The organism is Marinobacter sp. G5_S1_61_S3 (assembly GCF_054968585.1).
The window spans coordinates 38,540-56,737 of sequence record NZ_JBQKUK010000016.1; the positions used below are offsets into that span (position 1 = coordinate 38,540).

Genomic DNA, 18,198 nt, shown 5'->3' on the forward strand with positions numbered 1-18,198 from the left:
ATGCTCTGGCTGTACCTGCATTTTCCTCACCTGTTGCTGGATCATATTCGCCGCTCCCGCGAAAACCAGGGGGCGCTGGCTGTTGTGGAAGGCTCCGGCCAGAAGATTATCCAGGCCTGCCCGGAAGCTTATGCCCAGGGAGTACGCGCTGGCATGCGCCTGAAAACCGCTATCAGCCTGGTTCCGGAGCTGCGTATGCTCAGGGCGGACCACCAACAGGAAGCCCGGATACTGGAAGACCAGGCGCGCTGGCTATACCGGTACGCGGCTCATATCGTATTGGTACCCCCGAATGGCCTGTTGGCGGAAGTGGGCAGCCTGCAACGGCTTTACGGTGGGCTGGCAGCCGTCTGGCAAACGGTGGAACAGGGGCTGGAGGAACGCCAGCTTAACGCCTGGACAGCCATCGGCCACACACCACTGGCCGCCCGACTGATTGCCCGGGCCGGCAAGGGCGAGTGCACGGCGGACAAAGGCCATATCCTGCGTACACTGGGGCAGATGCCCCTGCTGACGGCAGAGTTCGATGACAAAACCTGTACCCGTCTGCAACGGCTCGGCCTGAACACCCTGGATGAGGTCTTCGCACTGCCTGCCAGTGAACTGGCCCGCCGTCTGTCGCCGGAAACCCTCGCGTATGTGCAGAAAATCCAAGGTAACCGCGCGGACCCACAAACACCCTGGCAACCGCCCCACACCTTTCGCCAGCAGGCGGATTTTGTGCAGGAGATTGAGCAGTCCCAGGGCCTGCTGTTCCCCCTGCAGCGCATTCTGTCAGAACTCGAGGAAGACCTGTGCTGGCGACAGCAGGATACCGACAGCCTGCTGCTGGTCCTGCAGCACCGGCATGAGGAGCCTACCCGCATTCGGGTTCGCACCTCCGGCCCCGAGCATCGGGCCGAAGCATTTCTGAATCTTATCCGCCTACGGTTTGAGCAGCACCCGTTAAGGGCTCCGGTGGTCTCATTAGTGCTGTCCGTTAAACGCTTCCTGGGGCGGGAAGCGGCCTCTGGCCAGGATCTTCTGGGTGAAACGCAGGATCTGAACGAAGCCTGGCACACCCTGATCAGCCGTCTGCAGGCACGGCTTGGCGGACATTCATTACGGCAGTTATCGCCGCAGGCGGATCACCGGCCCGAACGGGCCTGGTCGGCCTCCGAAGTGCAGCGGAAAAATCATACCCGCCTCCCTTCTCCCGACCAGTTACCCCGTCGTCCTTTATGGTTACTCAAAGGGCCACAACCGCTGGCCGAAGCTCCGACCATGTGGTTTTCGGGCCCGGAACGGATCAGTGGAGGTTGGTGGGATGGCCAGCGGGTTCACCGGGATTATTACATTGCCGAGCTGTCCACCGGCCAGCTTGCCTGGGTGTTCCGGGATGTGCGGGATGGCTGGTTTGTGCATGGCTGGTTTGGCTGATGGACAACTTCAGCTATGCCGAACTCTTCTGCTTCAGCAATTTCACCTTCCTGACCGGGGCCTCACATCCCCATGAACTGGCCGAGCAAGCACTGGAACTGGGCTACTCTGCACTGGCCATCACAGATGCGTGCTCAGTGGCTGGCATTCCTCGGGCCTGGGCCGCACTGAAAGACAGCCCGGTAAAGCTGATCACCGGCAGCTGGTTTGAACTTGACGATGCCCCACCCGGAGCGGTTACTCCCCGCTTCATCCTGCTGGCCCGCACCCGTAAGGGTTATGGTCAGCTTTGCCAGTTGATCACCACTGGCCGACGGCAAGCGGAGAAAGGCCAGTACCGGTTATTCTTCCGGGATATCGAGACCCATTCCCTGGACGATTGTGTGTGCCTGTGGCTGCCACCCTCACCCACTGTTGCAGATGCAGACCAGGCCCTGGCCTGTGGTGAGTGGCTTCAGCGCCTGTTTGAGCCGAATCTCTGGATAGCCGCAGCCCGCACTCTTGAATCCGGAGAGGAGCAGCAACTGGCACGGGCACGCTGGCTGGCAGGCCACCTGCGTTGTCCGATAGCCGCCACCGGAGAGGTGCACATGCACAGTCGCGAGCGGCAACCGTTGCAGGATGTGCTCACGGCCCTGCGCAACCACACCAACCTGGAGAACGCCGGCCATTGCCTGTTCCAGAACGGGGAGCGCTACCTTCGACCATTACCGGTTCTTGATCGCCTGTTTCCGGAAGCCTGGCTCAGGGAAACCCTGGTGATTGCAGAGCAATGTACTTTCGAACCGGGTAGCTTGCGGTACGAATACCCACCGGACCTGGTGCCGGCCGGAACATCGCCAGCGGCCTACCTGAAACAACTGACCCACGACGGTGAACGCCGGCGATACCCAAACGGCACGCCACCAAGCGTTCAGAGGCTGATACGCAAGGAACTAGGCCTGATATCAGAGATGAAGTACGAGCACTACTTCCTCACTATTCAGGATATAGTCGCCTTCGCCCGCAGCAAAGGCATCCTGTGCCAGGGCCGCGGGTCGGCTGCCAACTCTGCCGTGTGCTATTGCCTGGGCATCACCGAGGTCAACCCGGCCCGTGTGGAGTTGCTGTTCGAGCGTTTCATATCAAAGGATCGCGGTGAACCACCCGATATTGATGTGGATTTCGAGCATGAACGGCGGGAAGAAGTTATCCAGTACATCTACCGGCGCTACAGCCGGGAACGCGCAGCCCTGGCCGCCACAGTGATCCGCTACCGGCCGCGCAGCGCCATCCGGGATGTGGGCAAAGCCCTGGGTTTTGATCCCGCCATGGTGGAACAGCTTTTGGAAGGCATCGATTGGCGGGACAAGGCCAGCAACTGGCGCCAGCAGATTCTCGACAAACACCTCACCCGCAACCCGAAAGTGGCCGACCAGTTCTTTACCCTGGTGAATACCCTGTTGGGCTTCCCCCGCCACCTGTCCCAGCATGTCGGTGGTTTTGTCATCAGTGCCGGGCCATTGGCCGAGTTGGTACCGGTGGAGAACGCCGCCATGGCGGACCGTACCGTCATACAGTGGGACAAGGACGACCTGGAAAGCCTGGGCCTGATGAAAGTGGACGTGCTTGCCCTGGGCATGCTCACGGCCATCCGCAAGGCCCTGGATCTGATCAGTGAGGAAAAGGGTGCTCCTTTTTCCATGCAGGATATTCCCCTGGAAGATCCCGCCACCTATGCCATGTTGCAAAAAGGCGACAGCATCGGTGTTTTCCAGGTGGAATCCCGTGCCCAGATCAACATGTTGCCGCGTCTGAAACCGGAAAAGTACTACGATCTGGTGATCGAGGTGGCCATCGTCCGCCCCGGCCCTATCCAGGGTGACATGGTTCACCCCTATCTGCGTCGCAAGCATGGCCTGGAGCCGGTGGACTATCCCAACGACGCTGTACGGAACGTTCTGGAGCGCACCCTGGGTGTGCCTATTTTCCAGGAGCAGGTGATCAAGCTGGCCATGGTGGCCGCTGGCTTCTCTGCCGGTGAAGCCGACCAACTCCGCCGTGCGATGGCTGCCTGGAAGTCTCACGGCGACCTGACGCCATTTCGGGACAAGTTGATCAACGGCATGCTGGAACGCGGCCACGATGCCGATTTCGCCGAACGGTTATACCTGCAAATCTGCGGGTTCGGTGGTTACGGTTTTCCCGAATCCCATGCCGCCAGTTTTGCGCTGCTGGTGTATGTGTCCTCCTGGATTAAACGCCACTACCCAGCCGCTTTCTACTGCGCCCTGCTCAACAGCCAACCCATGGGATTCTACTCACCGTCCCAACTGGTCCAGGACGCCCGTCGTCATGACGTCACCGTGCTACCACCGGATGTAAACCACAGCCAATGGAATCACACCCTGGAGCCGCCCAATCGTCATTTACGTCTGGGGCTCAGGCTCATACAGGGCCTCTCTGCCAGCGGCGCCGAGCGCCTTTACAACAATCGCCCGGCTGAAGGTTACCGGTCCACCGCCGAACTACGTCACCTGGCCGGCCTGAACCAACGCGACATGGAACGGCTCGCAGGCGCTAACGCCATGCCAACGTTTACCACTAATCGCCATCAGGCTTACTGGCAACTGCTTGAGCACGAACAGCCCGCGGAGCTCTTTGCCAAAGAGACAGCGGCTCATTACCAGCCAGAACACTGTTACCAGTTGCCCGAACCCACGGAAGGCCAGAATGTACTGGCCGACTACGCCAGCCAGGGCCTGACCTTGCAGCGCCATCCCCTGGCCCTGCTCCGGGAACAGGGGCACCTGAAGTTCTGTCTCAACGCTGAACAACTCAAGAATATCCAGCCTGGCCGACCGGTTCAGGTTGCTGGCCTTGTCACAGGCCGCCAACGCCCCGGCTCCGCCTCCGGCGTCACCTTCGTTACCCTGGAAGACGAAACCGGAAACGTAAACGTGGTGGTCTGGCTGGAAACCGCACGGCGGCAGCGCAAGCCGTTGATAACGGCCCGGTTGTTACATGTGAAAGGGATTCTGGAAAGAGAAGGCGATATTGTTCACGTGATGGCAGGAAGGCTGTCGGATTTGAGCCATCTGATTCAGACGTTACCGGTTAATTCCCGGGATTTTCATTGATGAAGCACCATTGCGGAGGCGACTAAAACAAGAAAGCCCCGCAAAAGCGGGGCCTTCTCTCAGGTGCTGAAGTGAAACAATCAGCTAAGCAGCTTGATCATCACACCTGCAGCCACCGCAGAGCCGATAACACCGGCCACGTTTGGCCCCATAGCGTGCATCAGCAGGAAGTTCTGCGGGTTGGCCTCAAGGCCGACCTTGTTGGATACCCTTGCAGCCATCGGCACCGCAGACACACCAGCGGAACCAATCAGCGGGTTGATAGCTTCCTTGGTGAAGCGGTTCATCAGCTTCGCCATCAGAACACCACACGCAGTACCCACAGCAAAGGCCACAATACCCAGGCCCAGGATACCCAGCGTCTGCGCATCCAGGAACTTGTCAGCCATCAGCTTGGAGCCAACCGACAGGCCCAGGAAAATCGTTGTGATATTGATCAGTGCGTTCTGGGCAGTATCGCTCAGGCGCTCGACCACGCCACACTCGCGCATCAGGTTACCAAAGCAGAACATACCCAGAAGCGGCGCAGCGTCCGGCAGGAACAGAACCACCGCAATCAGTACCACCAGCGGGAACACGATTTTCTCTTTCTTGCTCACCGGGCGGAGCTGGGACATCTTGATGGCCCGCTCTTTCTGGCTGGTCAGCGCCTTCATGATCGGCGGCTGAATCATCGGCACCATCGCCATATAAGCGTAAGCCGAAACTGCAATCGCCCCGAGCAGGTGCGGCGCCAGAACACTGGACACATAAATGGAGGTAGGACCGTCCGCACCACCGATAATACCGACTGCGGCGGCTTCAAGGATGGTGAAGTCCAGGATACCCAGCCAATCGAGCAATGCAGCACCCAAAACGGTTCCGAATATACCGAACTGGGCTGCAGCGCCAAGCAGCATTGTCTTGGGGTTCGCCAATAGCGGGCCAAAGTCCGTCATTGCGCCGACACCCATGAAAATCACCAGCGGACCAATGGTGCTACCGATAACCACAGAATAGAAGTTATACAGCATGCCATTGCCATAGCCGAAGTCCTGGGCAATGGCATTTGCCATCGCCATGTCGGAGTAGCTGGCCTCTTTGACCGCCACCTTGAAGGCTTCTTTCAGCTCAGGGGTAATAGCCTGGCCGGCCTGATAAGCAACATCCAGCGGCGCAGCCAGTGCGGCCAGCACCTGCGTAGTGTCGCTCTTCAGGGCGAAATGAATCGCGTTCTCCGCCGCAGTCAGGGCAAGCCCTGCCTCCGGAATATTCGCCAGAATACCGCCGAACCCGATGGGTACCAGCAGCAGCGGCTCGAACCCCTTGCGAATCGCAAGGAACAGAAGAAGAAGGCCGATGGCGATCATGATCACCTGGCCAAGTTCCATATTGAACAGGCCACTACCTGTCCAGAGTGTCATTAATTTATCCATGGAATGCTGGCCCTTATGCGATTGTCAGCATTTCATCATCAGGGGAGACGGCATCACCGACCTTGATGAAGACTTCGCCGATGGTACCGGCTTTCGGTGCCCGAACCTCGGTTTCCATTTTCATGGCTTCGAGAATGATCAGCACATCGCCCTCTTCCACGGCGTCGCCGGGAGATACCAGAACCTTGAAGATATTGCCGCCCAGAGGCGCGACCAGAGGCTCGCCTTCACCCGCAGCCGGTGCAGGCGCGGAAGAGGAAGCAGCAGGTGCGGATGCAGCACCGCCTTCACCCTGAATCTGGCTGATTTCACCGCCTTCGGACACCGCAACAACATACTTCTTGCCATTAACATCGACCGTGTAGGTTTCCGGGCCTTCAGCTTTCTTGGCAGGTGCTGCGTCTTCAGCGGTCGGAACCGGCTCAAATGCATCCGGGTTGTTACGGTTTTCCAGGAACTTCAGGCCAATCTGCGGGAACAGTGCGTAGGTCAGCACGTCGTCCTCAACATTGTCGGCCAGCTTGATGCCCTTCTCTTCCGCCAGCTTCTTCAGCTCGTCGGTCAGCTTGTCCATTTCAGGCTCAAGCACATCGGCCGGACGACAGGTCATCACTTCCTTGCCATCCAGAACGCGCTCCTGCAGCTCCTTATTCATGGCCGCCGGCGCAGCGCCGTACTCGCCCTTGAGGATGGCGGAGGTTTCCTTGGAGATGGACTTGTAACGCTCACCGGTCAGAACGTTCAGTACCGCCTGGGTACCCACGATCTGGGAAGTCGGAGTGACCAGCGGAATGAAGCCCAGGTCTTCGCGAACCTTGGGAATTTCATCCAGAACTTCGTCGAACTTGTCGCTCGCGTTCTGCTCTCGCAGCTGGTTTTCCATGTTGGTCAGCATGCCGCCCGGTACCTGAGCAATCAGGATGCGGGAATCGGTGCCACGCAGGCTGCCTTCAAATTTCGCGTACTTCTTACGCACCTGACGGAAATAGCTGGCGATTTCCTCAAGCAGGGTCAAGTCCAGGCCGGTGTCACGATCTGTGCCTTCCAGAATGGCAACAACCGCCTCGGTGGGCGAGTGGCCGTAGGTCATGCTCATGGAGGAAATGGCGGTGTCCACGTTATCGATACCGGCTTCCGCGGCCTTGATGGCGGTGGCGGTAGACATGCCGGTGGTGGCGTGGCACTGCATATGGATGGGAATATCCAGCTCTTTCTTCAGACGGCTGACCAGATCAAAAGCTACGTAAGGCTTAAGGATACCGGCCATGTCCTTGATGGCGATGGAGTCCGCGCCCATGTCGGCCACTTCTTTCGCCATTTCAACCCACATTTCGATGGTGTGCACGGGGCTGGTGGTGTAGGCGATGGTGCCCTGGGCATGCTTGCCAGTCTTACGAACGGCCTTGATCGCACGGTCCAGGTTACGCGGATCGTTCATGGCGTCGAAAATCCGGAACACGTCTACGCCGTTCTCGGCGGCACGCTCACAGAAACGGTCGACCACATCATCGGCGTAATGACGGTAACCCAGCAGGTTCTGGCCACGCAGCAGCATTTGCTGTTGGGTGTTAGGCATGGCCTTTTTCAGTTCACGGATGCGCTCCCAGGGGTCTTCGCCTAGGTAACGGATGCAGGAGTCGAAGGTAGCTCCGCCCCAGGATTCCAAAGACCAGAAACCAACCTTGTCGAGTTTCTCGGCAATGGGCAGCATGTCGTCAAGCCGCATGCGGGTGGCAAGCAGGGACTGGTGGGCGTCACGCAGGATAACGTCCGTAATCCCCAGCGGTTTCTTTGTGTCAGTCATCGTGTCAGCCTTCTGTTTAAAGGTTCTAATCTATCTGCCAGGTCACTTCTTGTGGCGTGACCGGTATTGTGCAATCGCTTTTTTAATCGCTTCAGCGGTGTCAGGATCGACCGACGATGGCGCCGAAGGCCTTGCACGTGGAGTACGGGCCGGAGCAACGGGTTCAGGCGGGCCGAACCGATGGACCAGTTTTGACATGAGCAGGGTTGCAAACACCAATATGATCAGGAATACGAAGACAAACCCCATGCCTGCGACCATCAGATCGATGGCTTGTGACATTAGCTCACTCATAACAAATAGCTACCTGTATTGAGTTGTTGATTTTCCCGAGCCCTTGGCCAGGCCTCGCCAGGAGCGTGGTTTTACCAGCCATTCGGACAGTTCGGGGGGCAAAATCCCGCGTAATTTACCGTTTTCCGACTCACTGAGCAACCTAATTGGCGGTTTCAATAGGTGGTTTCCGAGCTCTCTGGCCCGTACTGACGGGCCTGGAGTGGGCAAAAATCATTCTCATTCATGCATACCGCACACGCATTTTCCGGCCCTTTATACGCCCCTGCTCCAACCTTTTCAGGGCCGTGGCGGCTGATGCCTTCTCCACTGCCACAAAACACTGAAAATCGAATAGATCGATCTTGCCTACAACGGCCCCGGGCAGCCCAGCCTCACCGGTCAGCGCACCAAGCACATCTCCTGGCCGGACTTTGTCTTTGCGCCCACCCGCTATACACAGGGTTCTCATCGTCGGCTCCAGCGGCTGCAACGCAGTTTTCAGCAGCTTGTCTGTATCCCCCCAGGTCACGGCTTGCTTACGCCCGGATTCCAGCCGGTTAATCTTATGGGCCTGCGACGGGGTGCAGAAGGTGACCGCCAGCCCCTGCTCCCCGGCCCGGCCGGTTCGACCGACTCGGTGAGTATGTACTTCCGGGTCCCTGGCCGGCTCCACATTAACCACTAACGGCAAAGATTTTATATCCAGACCGCGGGCCGCCACATCGGTCGCCACGAGCACGGAACAGCTCTGGTTGCCGAAACGAACCAGAACACTGTCACGATCCCTCTGCTCCAGATCACCGTGAAGCGGAAGCGCCGCAAACCCGAGGCCGTTCAGCTCATTGGCGACATCATCACATTGCTGTTTCGTGGTGCAGAAGGCAATGCAGGACGTTGGTTGGTGTAACGACAATAGCGCCGCGACGGCCTGGACTTGCTGTCCGGGCGCGATCTCGTAGAATCGCTCGGTAATATCGGATTCAACAGCCTGACTCTCAATCCTGACGTCAGCCGGCGTATGCTGATATTGCTCGCTCAACTTGCGGATATTCTCGGGCCACGTCGCCGAGAACATCAGGGTCTGCCGTTTTGCGGGCGCCTGGCTGATGATGTCTTCCACCGCGTCCTGGAATCCCATATCCAGCATCCGGTCCGCCTCATCCAGGATGAGGGTTGTGAGCTGGTCCAGCTTCAGAGTGCCCTTTCGTAAATGATCCTGAATGCGCCCTGGAGTACCCACCACAATATGAGCGCCGTGGCTGAGGGAGCCAATCTGGGGGCCGATAGCCACGCCACCACACAGTGACAGAATCTTTACGTTGTCACGGGCCCTTGCCAGCTCACGCAGCGACTTCGACACCTGGTCCGCCAGTTCACGTGTGGGACAAAGTACCAGCCCCTGCACCGAAAAGCGTCGCGGATTCAGCCTTTCCACCAGGCCAATGCCAAACGCCGCCGTCTTGCCGCTTCCGGTCTGCGCCATGGCGATCAAGTCCTTACCTGCCATAGCATGAGGCAAGGCGCCGGACTGAATCGGTGTCGGATTTTCAAAGCCAAGCCTCGACAGGTTCGCGAGCATTGGCTCGGAAAGGCCCAACTGACTGAATGACGGCATAAAAGAAATTCCCGGGGGCAAATGGATAAATAAAGGATGGGTTCGACCAGCAGCGCTGCGGGCGTATACTTGGGGCCAAGTTTACCAGAAATTGCAGACACTCACGGAGCCGTTCATGCCATCACTACAGGATCAGTTGTTGAAAGCCGGCCTGGCCGACGAGAAAAAGGCCAAAGCCATTCGCAACGAGAAGCATAAAAAGCGCAAACAACAGCCCAAGGGAGCGGTTGAGGTCAATGAAGCGGAAATTCGTGCCCGCCAGGCACGGGAAGAGAAAGCAGAACGGGATCGGCAATTAAACCTTGAGCGCCAGAAGCAGGCTGAGAAAAAGGCCATCCAGGCCCAGATCAGGCAACTGGTGGAAACCAATCGTCTTGATCGCTCGCGGGGTGAGACCTCTTATCAGTTTGTCCACGACAAGAAAATCAAGAAGCTCTTTGTGGACGACACCATGGTGGATCAACTGTCACGGGGAAGGCTGGCTATTGTCTTCGTGAACGACGCCTACGAAGTGGTAGCCGAGGGCGTAGCCCGCAAGATCATGGAGCGGGACGAAAGTGCCGTGGTGGTGTTGCATGACCGCAAGAGTGACGATCAGGGGGATGATGACCCTTATGCCGGATATGAGATCCCCGACGATCTAATGTGGTAAGGCAACAAAAAGCCCCGCTCTCGGCGGGGCTTTTTGTTTAATATGGCGCGGCTGGGAGGATTCGAACCTCCGACCGCCTGGTTCGTAGCCAGGTACTCTATCCAGCTGAGCTACAGCCGCTAAAAACAGTGCCTACTGAAAATGGCGAACTTGGTATAAGTGGCGCGGCTGGGAGGATTCGAACCTCCGACCGCCTGGTTCGTAGCCAGGTACTCTATCCAGCTGAGCTACAGCCGCGCATTCATACTTCCAGATTCAGCAATGTTCTCTTTCTTCTCCGAAAAGAAATGGCGGAGAGGGAGGGATTCGAACCCTCGATACGCGCAATGCGTATGGCTCCTTAGCAGGGAGCTGGTTTCAGCCACTCACCCACCTCTCCTTGAGAACGGGGCGTATACTACCATAATTTTTCTGATTTCATAGGGTTGACACGAGTTTTTTCGAACCGCGCTCCCATAGGTTCAGAAAAGCCGTTCGGGAGACACAAAAAAGCCGTTCGGGTTTCCCTCGAACGGCTTTTTGTCACTCTCAGCTGTTGCCGGGCTCCGGCTCTTCAGAGCCTTTCTCGCTCTGAATTCGCTGATAGATTTCTTCGCGGTGAACCGCCACTTCTTTGGGGGCGTTTACACCAATGCGAACCTGGTTCCCCTTCACCCCAAGGACGGTTACGGTGATTTCATCACCGACCATCAGGGTTTCGCCAACACGGCGGGTCAATATCAACATGTCCTTTACTCCCTTATCCAGAGCTACCTGTTCCGACAAATGTATACTGCTTACTTTTATAGTGGGATCACTTGCCAATCAAAAGCCGCACAATCACTTATACGTACTTATAAAAGCAAAAGCCTGCAAATGATGCCCTTTTTTCGGAAAACCAATGCGAACCGGCTTTTATGTTCGCGTATTTTCAGGCTTCCTCTACCCCGGGCTTGTCCAGTTCGAACGCACTATGCAGTGCCCGAACGGCCAGCTCAAGATATTTTTCGTCAATCACCACGGAGATTTTAATCTCAGACGTGGAGATCATCAGGATATTGATTCCTTCATTAGACAGTGCTGCAAACATTTTAGTTGCAACGCCGGCATGAGACCGCATACCCACACCCACAATACTGACCTTCGCAATCTTGCTGTCGCCGCTAACTTCACGGGCACCCAGTTCGTCGGACACCCGCTGCAGAATGGCCTGGCCACGCTTGAAGTCGTTGCGATGCACGGTGAAGGTGAAATCCGTGCGGTTATCCGCACCCACGTTCTGTACGATCATGTCGACTTCAATGTTGGCATCGCTGATCGGCTGAAGTATACGCAGGGCGCTGCCCGGGGTATCCGGCACACCGGCGATCGTCAGTTTGGCTTCATCACGGTTAAAGGCTATGCCGGAGACAACCGGTTGTTCCATGGCGTTTTCATCCTCAAGTGTAATCAGGGTACCTTCGCCTTCCTCAAAGCTGGAGAGCACCCTTAAAGGAACATTGTATTTGCCTGCAAATTCCACCGAGCGAATCTGAAGAATCTTGGAGCCCAAGCTGGCCATCTCAATCATTTCTTCAAACGTAATTCGCTCCAGCCGGCGCGCGCTGTCCACTACCCGTGGGTCAGTGGTATAGACACCGTCTACATCAGTGTAGATCTGACACTCGTCAGCCTTCAATGCCGCAGCGAGAGCAACAGCAGTAGTATCGGACCCGCCACGACCAAGGGTGGTAATGCTGCCGTTCTCGTCAATGCCCTGGAAACCGGCAACCACAACCACACGACCGGCGTTGAGGTCTTCCCGCATGCGCTGCTCGTCAATCTGCTTGATGCGCGCCTTGGTATGGCTGCTGTCGGTCAGAATTCGAACCTGGGCACCGGTATAAGAGCGCGCATCACAGCCGCGCTTTTGCAACGCCATGGACAACAGAGCAATGGTCACCTGCTCCCCGGTCGAGACCAGCACGTCCATTTCCCGGGGCGTGGGCTCTTCCATGATGTCGTTGGCCAGACCAATAAGACGGTTGGTTTCCCCACTCATGGCAGATACCACAACCACCACGTCATGACCTTCCTTGCGGAAGCGGCATACCTTTTCTGCAACCGCTTCAATCCGTTCTGTGGTGCCCACCGAAGTGCCACCGAATTTTTGAACCAAGAGCGCCATTTCTTTCCCGATACCAAACGTGGACAGACAGCGGGGCAGCGCCCCACCTCAGACGACCAAATGGGCGAGATTATATACACCTGCCCATTTTGGATACAGTTATCTATGCAATATTTTTCTCAACCCAGGCAGGAACACCTGCCAGGGCATCCGCCAGTTTTGATGGGTCGTTTCCGCCACCCTGGGCCATATCTGGACGACCGCCACCTTTACCGTCAACCTGAGCCGCCAGATGCTTCATCAAATCTCCGGCCTTGATCCTGCCAGTCGCCGATTTGGTGACACCGGCCACCAGTGTCACTTTGCCGTCTTCAACACTGGCCAGCACCACAACACCCTCGCCCAGCTTGTTCTTGAGTTGGTCGGCGGTTTCCATCAGCGCTTTGCGATCCGCGCCTTCCATTTCAGAGGCCACCACTTTAAGGCCAGCCACATCCACGGCAGAACTGGCCAGATCGCTACCAGCAGAGCTTGCCAGCTTCGCCTGGAGAGCATTGATGTCTTTCTCCAGCTGTCGATTACGATCCAGCGTCTGCTGAACTTTCTCGACCAGAGACTCACGCGAACCTTTGACCAGCTTTGCAGCTTCCCGCAGGGTTTGCTCGGTCTCCTCAACCCATTCCAGAGCGCCAAACCCAGTGACGGCTTCGATACGGCGAACGCCCGATGAAATACCGCTCTCCGATGTAATACGGAACAGCCCGATGTCGCCGGTACGCGCCACATGGGTGCCACCGCACAGTTCCACGGAGTATGCGTCCGAGCCCATGCTCAGGACTCGGACGGTATCGCCATACTTTTCACCGAACAGCGCCATGGCACCTTTGGCCTGGGCCTGTTCCATATCGGTGATTTCGGTCTCAACCGGGGTGTTACCCAATATTTGCTCATTAACCTGACGCTCGATTTCCCGCAACTGTTCCGGTGTTACCGCCTCAAAGTGGGAGAAGTCGAACCGCAGTTTGTCAGGATCTACCAGCGAGCCTTTTTGTGTAACGTGCTCACCCAGCACATTACGGAGCGCGGCATGCATCAGGTGGGTTGCGGAGTGGTTCTTCTTGGTCCGCTCTCGACGAGCGTGGTCGATGCGGGCATCCACTTCCAGCCCCGGGAACAACTCGCCTTCAATCACGGTACCGATATGCAGGTGATTGCTGCCCTCTTTCTGGGTGTCGGTCACCTTGAAGCGGCCACCGCTCCAGGTCAGCAGGCCGGTATCGCCCACCTGACCGCCTGACTCCGCGTAAAACGGCGTGCGTTCCAGCACCAGAACCGCTTCATCGCCGGCTTGGGCCGTTTTCTCTTCACCACCCACTATCACGGTGCGAATGGTTTCGTGGCCGTCGATATGTTCGTAACCGGTAAACTCGGTAGACCCTTCAATGTTCAAACCGGCTGCATTGTAATCCATGCCGAATTTGCTCGCCGCGCGGGCACGCTCGCGCTGGCGCTCCATGGCTTTCTCGTAGCCATCGTAGTCCAGGGTCAGGCCACGCTCACGGGCAATGTCGTTGGTCAGGTCAACCGGGAAACCGTAGGTGTCGTACAGGGTAAAGATGGTTTCGCCCGGAATTTCGGAACTCTTGAGCGCCGCAATGTCCTGTTCAAGCAGGCGCAGGCCTTTGTCCAGAGTCTTGGCAAACTGTTCCTCTTCCTGCAGCAGCACCTTTTCAATCTGCTTGCGGCTGCTGACCAGTTGCGGGAAGGCACCGCCCATCAGCTCAACCAAAGCGCCAGTCAGCTTGTGGAAGAAAGGCTGCGTGGCACCCAGTTTGTTGCCATGGCGCGCAGCCCGGCGAATGATACGGCGCAGTACGAAACCACGCCCTTCGTTGGACGGCATGACACCGTCAGAGATCAGGAAGGCACAGGAGCGGATGTGATCCGCCACTACGCGTAGCGACGCTTCTGTGGTTTCAACGCCGCCAAGGATGTCGGAGGCTGCATTGAGCAGGTCCTGCATCAGGTCAATTTCGTAGTTGCTGTGAACGCCCTGCAGCACCGCGGTGATGCGTTCCAGACCCATACCGGTATCCACGGAGGGCTTGGGCAGGGGCAGCATCTCACCGTCCGCCTGGCGGTTGTACTGCATGAACACCACGTTCCAGATTTCGATGTAGCGGTCACCGTCTTCTTCCGGGCTACCGGGAGGACCACCATCCACATCAGGACCGTGGTCGTAAAAGATTTCGGTACAGGGACCACAGGGACCGGTATCGCCCATTTGCCAGAAGTTGTCAGATGCGTATGGGGCGCCCTTGTTGTCGCCAATCCGCACGATTCGATCTGCCGGAACACCAACTTCCTGATTCCAGATATCAAAGGCTTCGTCGTCGGACGCGTAAACGGTGACCCACAGTTTTTCCTTTGGCAGCTTCAGCCAGTCGTCGCCGGTCAGGAAGGTCCAGGCAAAATTGATGGCTTCACGCTTGAAGTAGTCGCCAAAGCTAAAGTTACCCAACATTTCGAAAAAGGTATGGTGGCGCGCTGTATAGCCTACGTTCTCAAGGTCATTGTGTTTACCACCTGCACGCACGCACTTCTGCGTGGTTGTCGCCCGGCTGTAATCGCGTGCTTCGCGCCCCAGGAACACGTCTTTGAACTGGTTCATTCCCGCGTTGGTAAACAACAAGGTCGGGTCGTCAGCCGGTACCAGTGAACTGCTCGGCACAATGGTGTGGCCCTGCTGTTTGAAGTAATCGAGAAACGCCTGTCGCAACTCTGCGGTTTTCATAGCCCTTTGATACCCTTCTATAAACCCGTGCGGGTCCGCGTTTAAAGACACATACTTACATGCGCTTGCAAATCCGCTACTCTAGCACACGCCGAGAACAGGAAAAACGTGAAACATCACAGGAGAAGCCATGCCCCGCCGCTTTCATACCGCTGAGGAACTCCTTCCTCCCGCTGCATTCATCAAGCGACTGATGGCGGTGATTTACGATTCGTTGATCAGCATAGCGGTGCTACTGGTAACTACCTGGATGTACACCCTTGTAGCGGGTTGGGTCACCGGGTGGGACCAATATGAAGCCATGGCGGAAGCGGGGACTCTGAAGGCAGACCCACTGCTCACATTTGTGCTGTTCCTGGCGCTGTATCTGTTCTTTGGATACTTCTGGACCAAAAACGGCCAGACACTCGGCATGCAGGTGTGGCGTATTCGCATTGAAAACCTGGACGGCACGTCCGTGTCCTGGACACAGGCCCTGAAGCGATACGTGGCCGCGGCGGCTATCCTGTTCGTCGCGCTGCTGGGCGCCTATTACCTGAACGCAGCGACTCTCTTCGTGACTATCCCGGCGATCCTGGCGCTGTTCTACCCGATCAACGGGTTGTCGCTGACCGACCGCGCTTCTGGCAGTATCGTCGCCACTGTCCCCAAAGAGACTAAAAAGAAGTAGCTATCCAGCCCTTTTCATCAGCACCGCACCTACCACCGCATTAATCGCGATTGGCAGGACGATTGCCAGCACCGGGTTGAAGCCAAACACCAGGCTCATGGGGCCCAGCAGATCCTGCATGTACTTGAACAACAGCCCCACAATCAGGCCCGTAAAAACCCGGAACCCCATGGTAACGGACCGGAGCGGGCCGAAAACGAAAGAGATCGCGACCAGCACCATGACTGCGGTGCCCAGTGGCATAAGCACTTTTTTCCAGAACGCCAGCCAGTAGTTGGCGGCATTCAGGCCCTGCTCTCCCAGATAGCTCGCGTAGGTATAGAGACCGGAGATCGCAAGGTCCTCCGGCTTTACAATCAGCACACTGAGAACGCTGGGCGACAGACCAGTTTCCCATCGCAGGGCCCGATGGGTTTCCTGGGTGGTTTTTTCATCGCTTAGCCTGGTAGTGGCCACGTTTTCCAACAGCCAGTGATCGCCCTGATAGATCCCTCTTTCAGCGAAACTGGCGGACACCAGCCAACGTTCCTCATCAAATCTGAACAGCGACACCCCGTGCAAGACGCCGTTGGGCTGAACCGCATTCAGATGCATGAACACATCACCCTCCCGGTGCCAGATGCCCGAGGCAGAAGCAATATTTTCACCCGCGCCCTGGGCCACGGTCTTTTGGCTCTGAGCCATCCGCTCAGCCGGTGGCGCGATGTACTCGCCAATCAGCACACCAAGAACCACCACCACCAAGGTCGGCTTCATGGCAGACCAGACAATCCGTTTGAGAGAAACGCCCGCGGCCCGGATAACCGTGAGCTCCGACGAACTCGCCATAGTGCCGAGGCCGACCAGGCACCCCATAAAGGCGCCAAGCGGGAGGTAGTCATAGATGCGCCGCGGCAACGTCATGAGCACATACAGCAACGCCTGGAGCGTCTGGTAATCGTTTTCCGCGTCGTCCAACTCGGCGATAAATGCGAAGATCAGGTCCAGGGACAGCACCACCAGCATCACCAGGAACATGGCGCCACCCACCGTGCTCATCACATAGCGATCGATCTTACGCATGTTGCCGCGCCTCCTTCAGCAGGCGCCGGCGGTAGAGCCAGGCAGGCCCGAACTGCAGCCATAACCCGAGGGCCAGAAACAGGGCGTGCACCCATAGCAACCCGATCCATTCGGGCACCTTGCCACCTTCAAGGGCATCACGGGCCACGATGAGCAAACCAAGGTAAGTGATATAGACCAGCATGGCCGGCAACAAGTGGAAGAATCGCCCCTGCCGGGGATTCACCCGACTAAGGCGCACAGCCAGAAGGGTGACAATCGGCACGATGAGCGGCAGTGTGAACCGCCAGTGCAGCATGGCTCGGTGCTCCGGATCATCCGACGCCATCAAGGCGGAGGTCGCAAGCCCTTCCTCCAGCTCTTTCTCACCCGCACTGCCACTGCGGATCTTGAGCCCGTAGGCTTCGAACCCGGTGACGTCGTACGCCAGTTGCCCCGGCAAGCCTTCAAAACGGGCACCATCTTCGAGCACCAGGAAGCGGCTGCCGGTTTGCTCGTCAATAAACTGGGACCCTTCCCGGGCGGTAATGATGGTAAGCCCCTTGCCGTCTTCACTGTGCTCGGCAATGAACACACCCTCAAGCCGACGCTTGTCTTCACTCAGCGCTTCCGTGTAAGTCACACGTTCGCCAGACGACAACGACTGGAAGCGCCCCGGTGCCAACATCTCAAACTCCGTCGCCTGGCGTTGCTCGTTGAATATCCCCTCGACTTTCTTCATGCCCCAGGGAGACACATAGAGGCTCATGGCCCCCACCACCAACATCACCGGAATACTGCCAAGAAGTGTTTTCATCAGCAGCTGCTTGTCGCTCACACCACAGGCAAACAGCACCGTCATTTCACTTTCCAGGTACATGCGCCCGTACGCCAGCAGGATGCCAATGAAAAAGCCCAGGGGCAGGATCAGCTCCAGGAAACCGGGAAAACGGTAAGCCATAATCTGGAACAACACATCGCCCGCCAGCTCACCGGCAGCGGCTTCCGCCAGATACTTGATAAACCGGCCGCTCATGAACACCAGCAACAGAATGCCGGATACGGCAAGCATGCTGATGATCACCTGGCGGGTTAGGTATCGGAAAACGATGCTCAAATCGGTCTCTCAGAGCCGGATGCGACCGGAGTCGATGGAAATCGGGATTCGCCGTATTCTAAGTAACCTTCGTGCCGAATGACAGAGCACAGGCGTTAACAACCTGTCAGCGCTTGATAATTTACCCCCAAACCCCAATGCTATAGGCATTCGGACATTCAAGCCCGAGGCCGGGCCTGTCCTCCATCAG

General features: G+C 57.3%; 13 protein-coding genes and 3 tRNA genes. 4 read left to right on the forward strand and 12 right to left on the reverse strand.

The genetic code is table 11. The features are described 5' to 3' along the window. Both ACTRWH_RS16050 and ACTRWH_RS16055 read left to right on the forward strand, forming a co-directional pair. Positions 1-1,419: a Y-family DNA polymerase gene (locus tag ACTRWH_RS16050; RefSeq protein ID WP_462826633.1), complete on the forward strand. Its 1,419-nt coding sequence runs from the start codon at positions 1-3 to the stop codon at positions 1,417-1,419. Then, positions 1,419-4,538 (forward strand): error-prone DNA polymerase, encoded by a 3,120-nt coding sequence (locus tag ACTRWH_RS16055; RefSeq protein WP_462826634.1) that lies wholly within the window; start codon positions 1,419-1,421, stop codon positions 4,536-4,538. Before ACTRWH_RS16050 ends, ACTRWH_RS16055 begins: the two co-directional genes overlap by 1 nt. 80 nt (positions 4,539-4,618) lie before the next feature. On the opposite strand, the gene ACTRWH_RS16060 is transcribed toward ACTRWH_RS16055, so the two are convergent. From ACTRWH_RS16060 to dbpA, 4 genes are all read right to left on the reverse strand, one after another. Then, complete coding sequence (locus ACTRWH_RS16060; RefSeq protein WP_369810904.1) at positions 4,619-5,953, reverse strand: sodium ion-translocating decarboxylase subunit beta; 1,335 nt, start codon at positions 5,951-5,953, stop codon at positions 4,619-4,621. Between the two features lie 13 nt (positions 5,954-5,966). After that, positions 5,967-7,757 carry a sodium-extruding oxaloacetate decarboxylase subunit alpha gene (gene oadA, locus ACTRWH_RS16065; protein WP_075195257.1) on the reverse strand — a complete coding sequence of 597 codons (1,791 nt, stop codon included), beginning with the start codon at positions 7,755-7,757 and terminating at the stop codon, positions 5,967-5,969. Positions 7,758-7,799: 42 nt separating this feature from the next. Then, entirely contained in the window at positions 7,800-8,051 is a 252-nt protein-coding gene (locus ACTRWH_RS16070; protein ID WP_036206745.1) for an OadG family protein, read from the reverse strand. Between the two features lie 223 nt (positions 8,052-8,274). Then, the gene (gene dbpA / locus ACTRWH_RS16075) at positions 8,275-9,648 is read right to left on the reverse strand and encodes an ATP-dependent RNA helicase DbpA (RefSeq protein ID WP_462826635.1); all 1,374 of its coding nucleotides are present in this window, start codon (positions 9,646-9,648) and stop codon (positions 8,275-8,277) included. Positions 9,649-9,763: 115 nt separating this feature from the next. On the opposite strand from dbpA, the gene ACTRWH_RS16080 reads away from it, so the two are divergent. Next, positions 9,764-10,300, forward strand: a complete 537-nt coding sequence (locus ACTRWH_RS16080; RefSeq protein WP_036206740.1) for a DUF2058 domain-containing protein — start codon at positions 9,764-9,766, stop codon at positions 10,298-10,300. Between the two features lie 43 nt (positions 10,301-10,343). Here ACTRWH_RS16080 and ACTRWH_RS16085 read toward each other — a convergent pair. The 6 genes from ACTRWH_RS16085 to alaS all read right to left on the reverse strand — a co-directional run bounded on the left by ACTRWH_RS16085 (position 10,344) and on the right by alaS (position 15,180). Beyond that, positions 10,344-10,420, reverse strand: a tRNA-Arg gene (locus ACTRWH_RS16085). Positions 10,421-10,460: 40 nt separating this feature from the next. Continuing rightward, positions 10,461-10,537, reverse strand: a tRNA-Arg gene (locus tag ACTRWH_RS16090). A 51-nt stretch (positions 10,538-10,588) separates the two neighbouring features. Beyond that, positions 10,589-10,679: transfer RNA gene (locus ACTRWH_RS16095), tRNA-Ser, on the reverse strand. Positions 10,680-10,828: 149 nt separating this feature from the next. Further along, positions 10,829-11,026, reverse strand: coding sequence for a carbon storage regulator CsrA (gene csrA / locus ACTRWH_RS16100; RefSeq protein WP_007155535.1), 198 nt, complete (start codon positions 11,024-11,026; stop codon positions 10,829-10,831). Between the two features lie 184 nt (positions 11,027-11,210). Continuing rightward, complete coding sequence (locus ACTRWH_RS16105) at positions 11,211-12,446, reverse strand: aspartate kinase (protein ID WP_075195259.1); 1,236 nt, start codon at positions 12,444-12,446, stop codon at positions 11,211-11,213. Positions 12,447-12,549: 103 nt separating this feature from the next. Further along, complete coding sequence (gene alaS, locus ACTRWH_RS16110; RefSeq protein WP_075195260.1) at positions 12,550-15,180, reverse strand: alanine--tRNA ligase; 2,631 nt, start codon at positions 15,178-15,180, stop codon at positions 12,550-12,552. 130 nt (positions 15,181-15,310) lie between these two features. Here alaS and ACTRWH_RS16115 point away from each other — a divergent pair, with 130 nt between their 5' ends. Then, entirely contained in the window at positions 15,311-15,850 is a 540-nt protein-coding gene (locus ACTRWH_RS16115) for an RDD family protein (protein WP_036206731.1), read from the forward strand. Here the strand turns inward: ACTRWH_RS16115 and lptG are convergent, their stop codons facing one another. Together lptG and lptF are read right to left on the reverse strand one after the other, a co-directional pair. Further along, positions 15,851-16,912, reverse strand: coding sequence for an LPS export ABC transporter permease LptG (gene lptG, locus ACTRWH_RS16120; RefSeq protein ID WP_126810291.1), 1,062 nt, complete (start codon positions 16,910-16,912; stop codon positions 15,851-15,853). It abuts the gene before it with no gap. Then, complete coding sequence (gene lptF, locus ACTRWH_RS16125) at positions 16,905-18,008, reverse strand: LPS export ABC transporter permease LptF (RefSeq protein WP_085681073.1); 1,104 nt, start codon at positions 18,006-18,008, stop codon at positions 16,905-16,907. The genes lptG and lptF overlap by 8 nt, the downstream gene beginning before the upstream one ends. Positions 18,009-18,198 lie beyond the last annotated feature (190 nt).

Coding starts and splice junctions, on each gene's coding strand:
- ACTRWH_RS16080 (WP_036206740.1), top strand. CDS start 9,764: ATGCCATCACTACAGGATCAGTTGTTGAAAGCCGGCCTGGCCGACGAG.
- alaS (WP_075195260.1), bottom strand. CDS start 15,180: ATGAAAACCGCAGAGTTGCGACAGGCGTTTCTCGATTACTTCAAACAG.
- lptG (WP_126810291.1), bottom strand. CDS start 16,912: ATGCGTAAGATCGATCGCTATGTGATGAGCACGGTGGGTGGCGCCATG.
- ACTRWH_RS16115 (WP_036206731.1), top strand. CDS start 15,311: ATGCCCCGCCGCTTTCATACCGCTGAGGAACTCCTTCCTCCCGCTGCA.
- ACTRWH_RS16105 (WP_075195259.1), bottom strand. CDS start 12,446: ATGGCGCTCTTGGTTCAAAAATTCGGTGGCACTTCGGTGGGCACCACA.
- ACTRWH_RS16070 (WP_036206745.1), bottom strand. CDS start 8,051: ATGAGTGAGCTAATGTCACAAGCCATCGATCTGATGGTCGCAGGCATG.
- oadA (WP_075195257.1), bottom strand. CDS start 7,757: ATGACTGACACAAAGAAACCGCTGGGGATTACGGACGTTATCCTGCGT.
- ACTRWH_RS16055 (WP_462826634.1), top strand. CDS start 1,419: ATGGACAACTTCAGCTATGCCGAACTCTTCTGCTTCAGCAATTTCACC.
- dbpA (WP_462826635.1), bottom strand. CDS start 9,648: ATGCCGTCATTCAGTCAGTTGGGCCTTTCCGAGCCAATGCTCGCGAAC.
- csrA (WP_007155535.1), bottom strand. CDS start 11,026: ATGTTGATATTGACCCGCCGTGTTGGCGAAACCCTGATGGTCGGTGAT.
- ACTRWH_RS16060 (WP_369810904.1), bottom strand. CDS start 5,953: ATGGATAAATTAATGACACTCTGGACAGGTAGTGGCCTGTTCAATATG.
- ACTRWH_RS16050 (WP_462826633.1), top strand. CDS start 1: ATGCTCTGGCTGTACCTGCATTTTCCTCACCTGTTGCTGGATCATATT.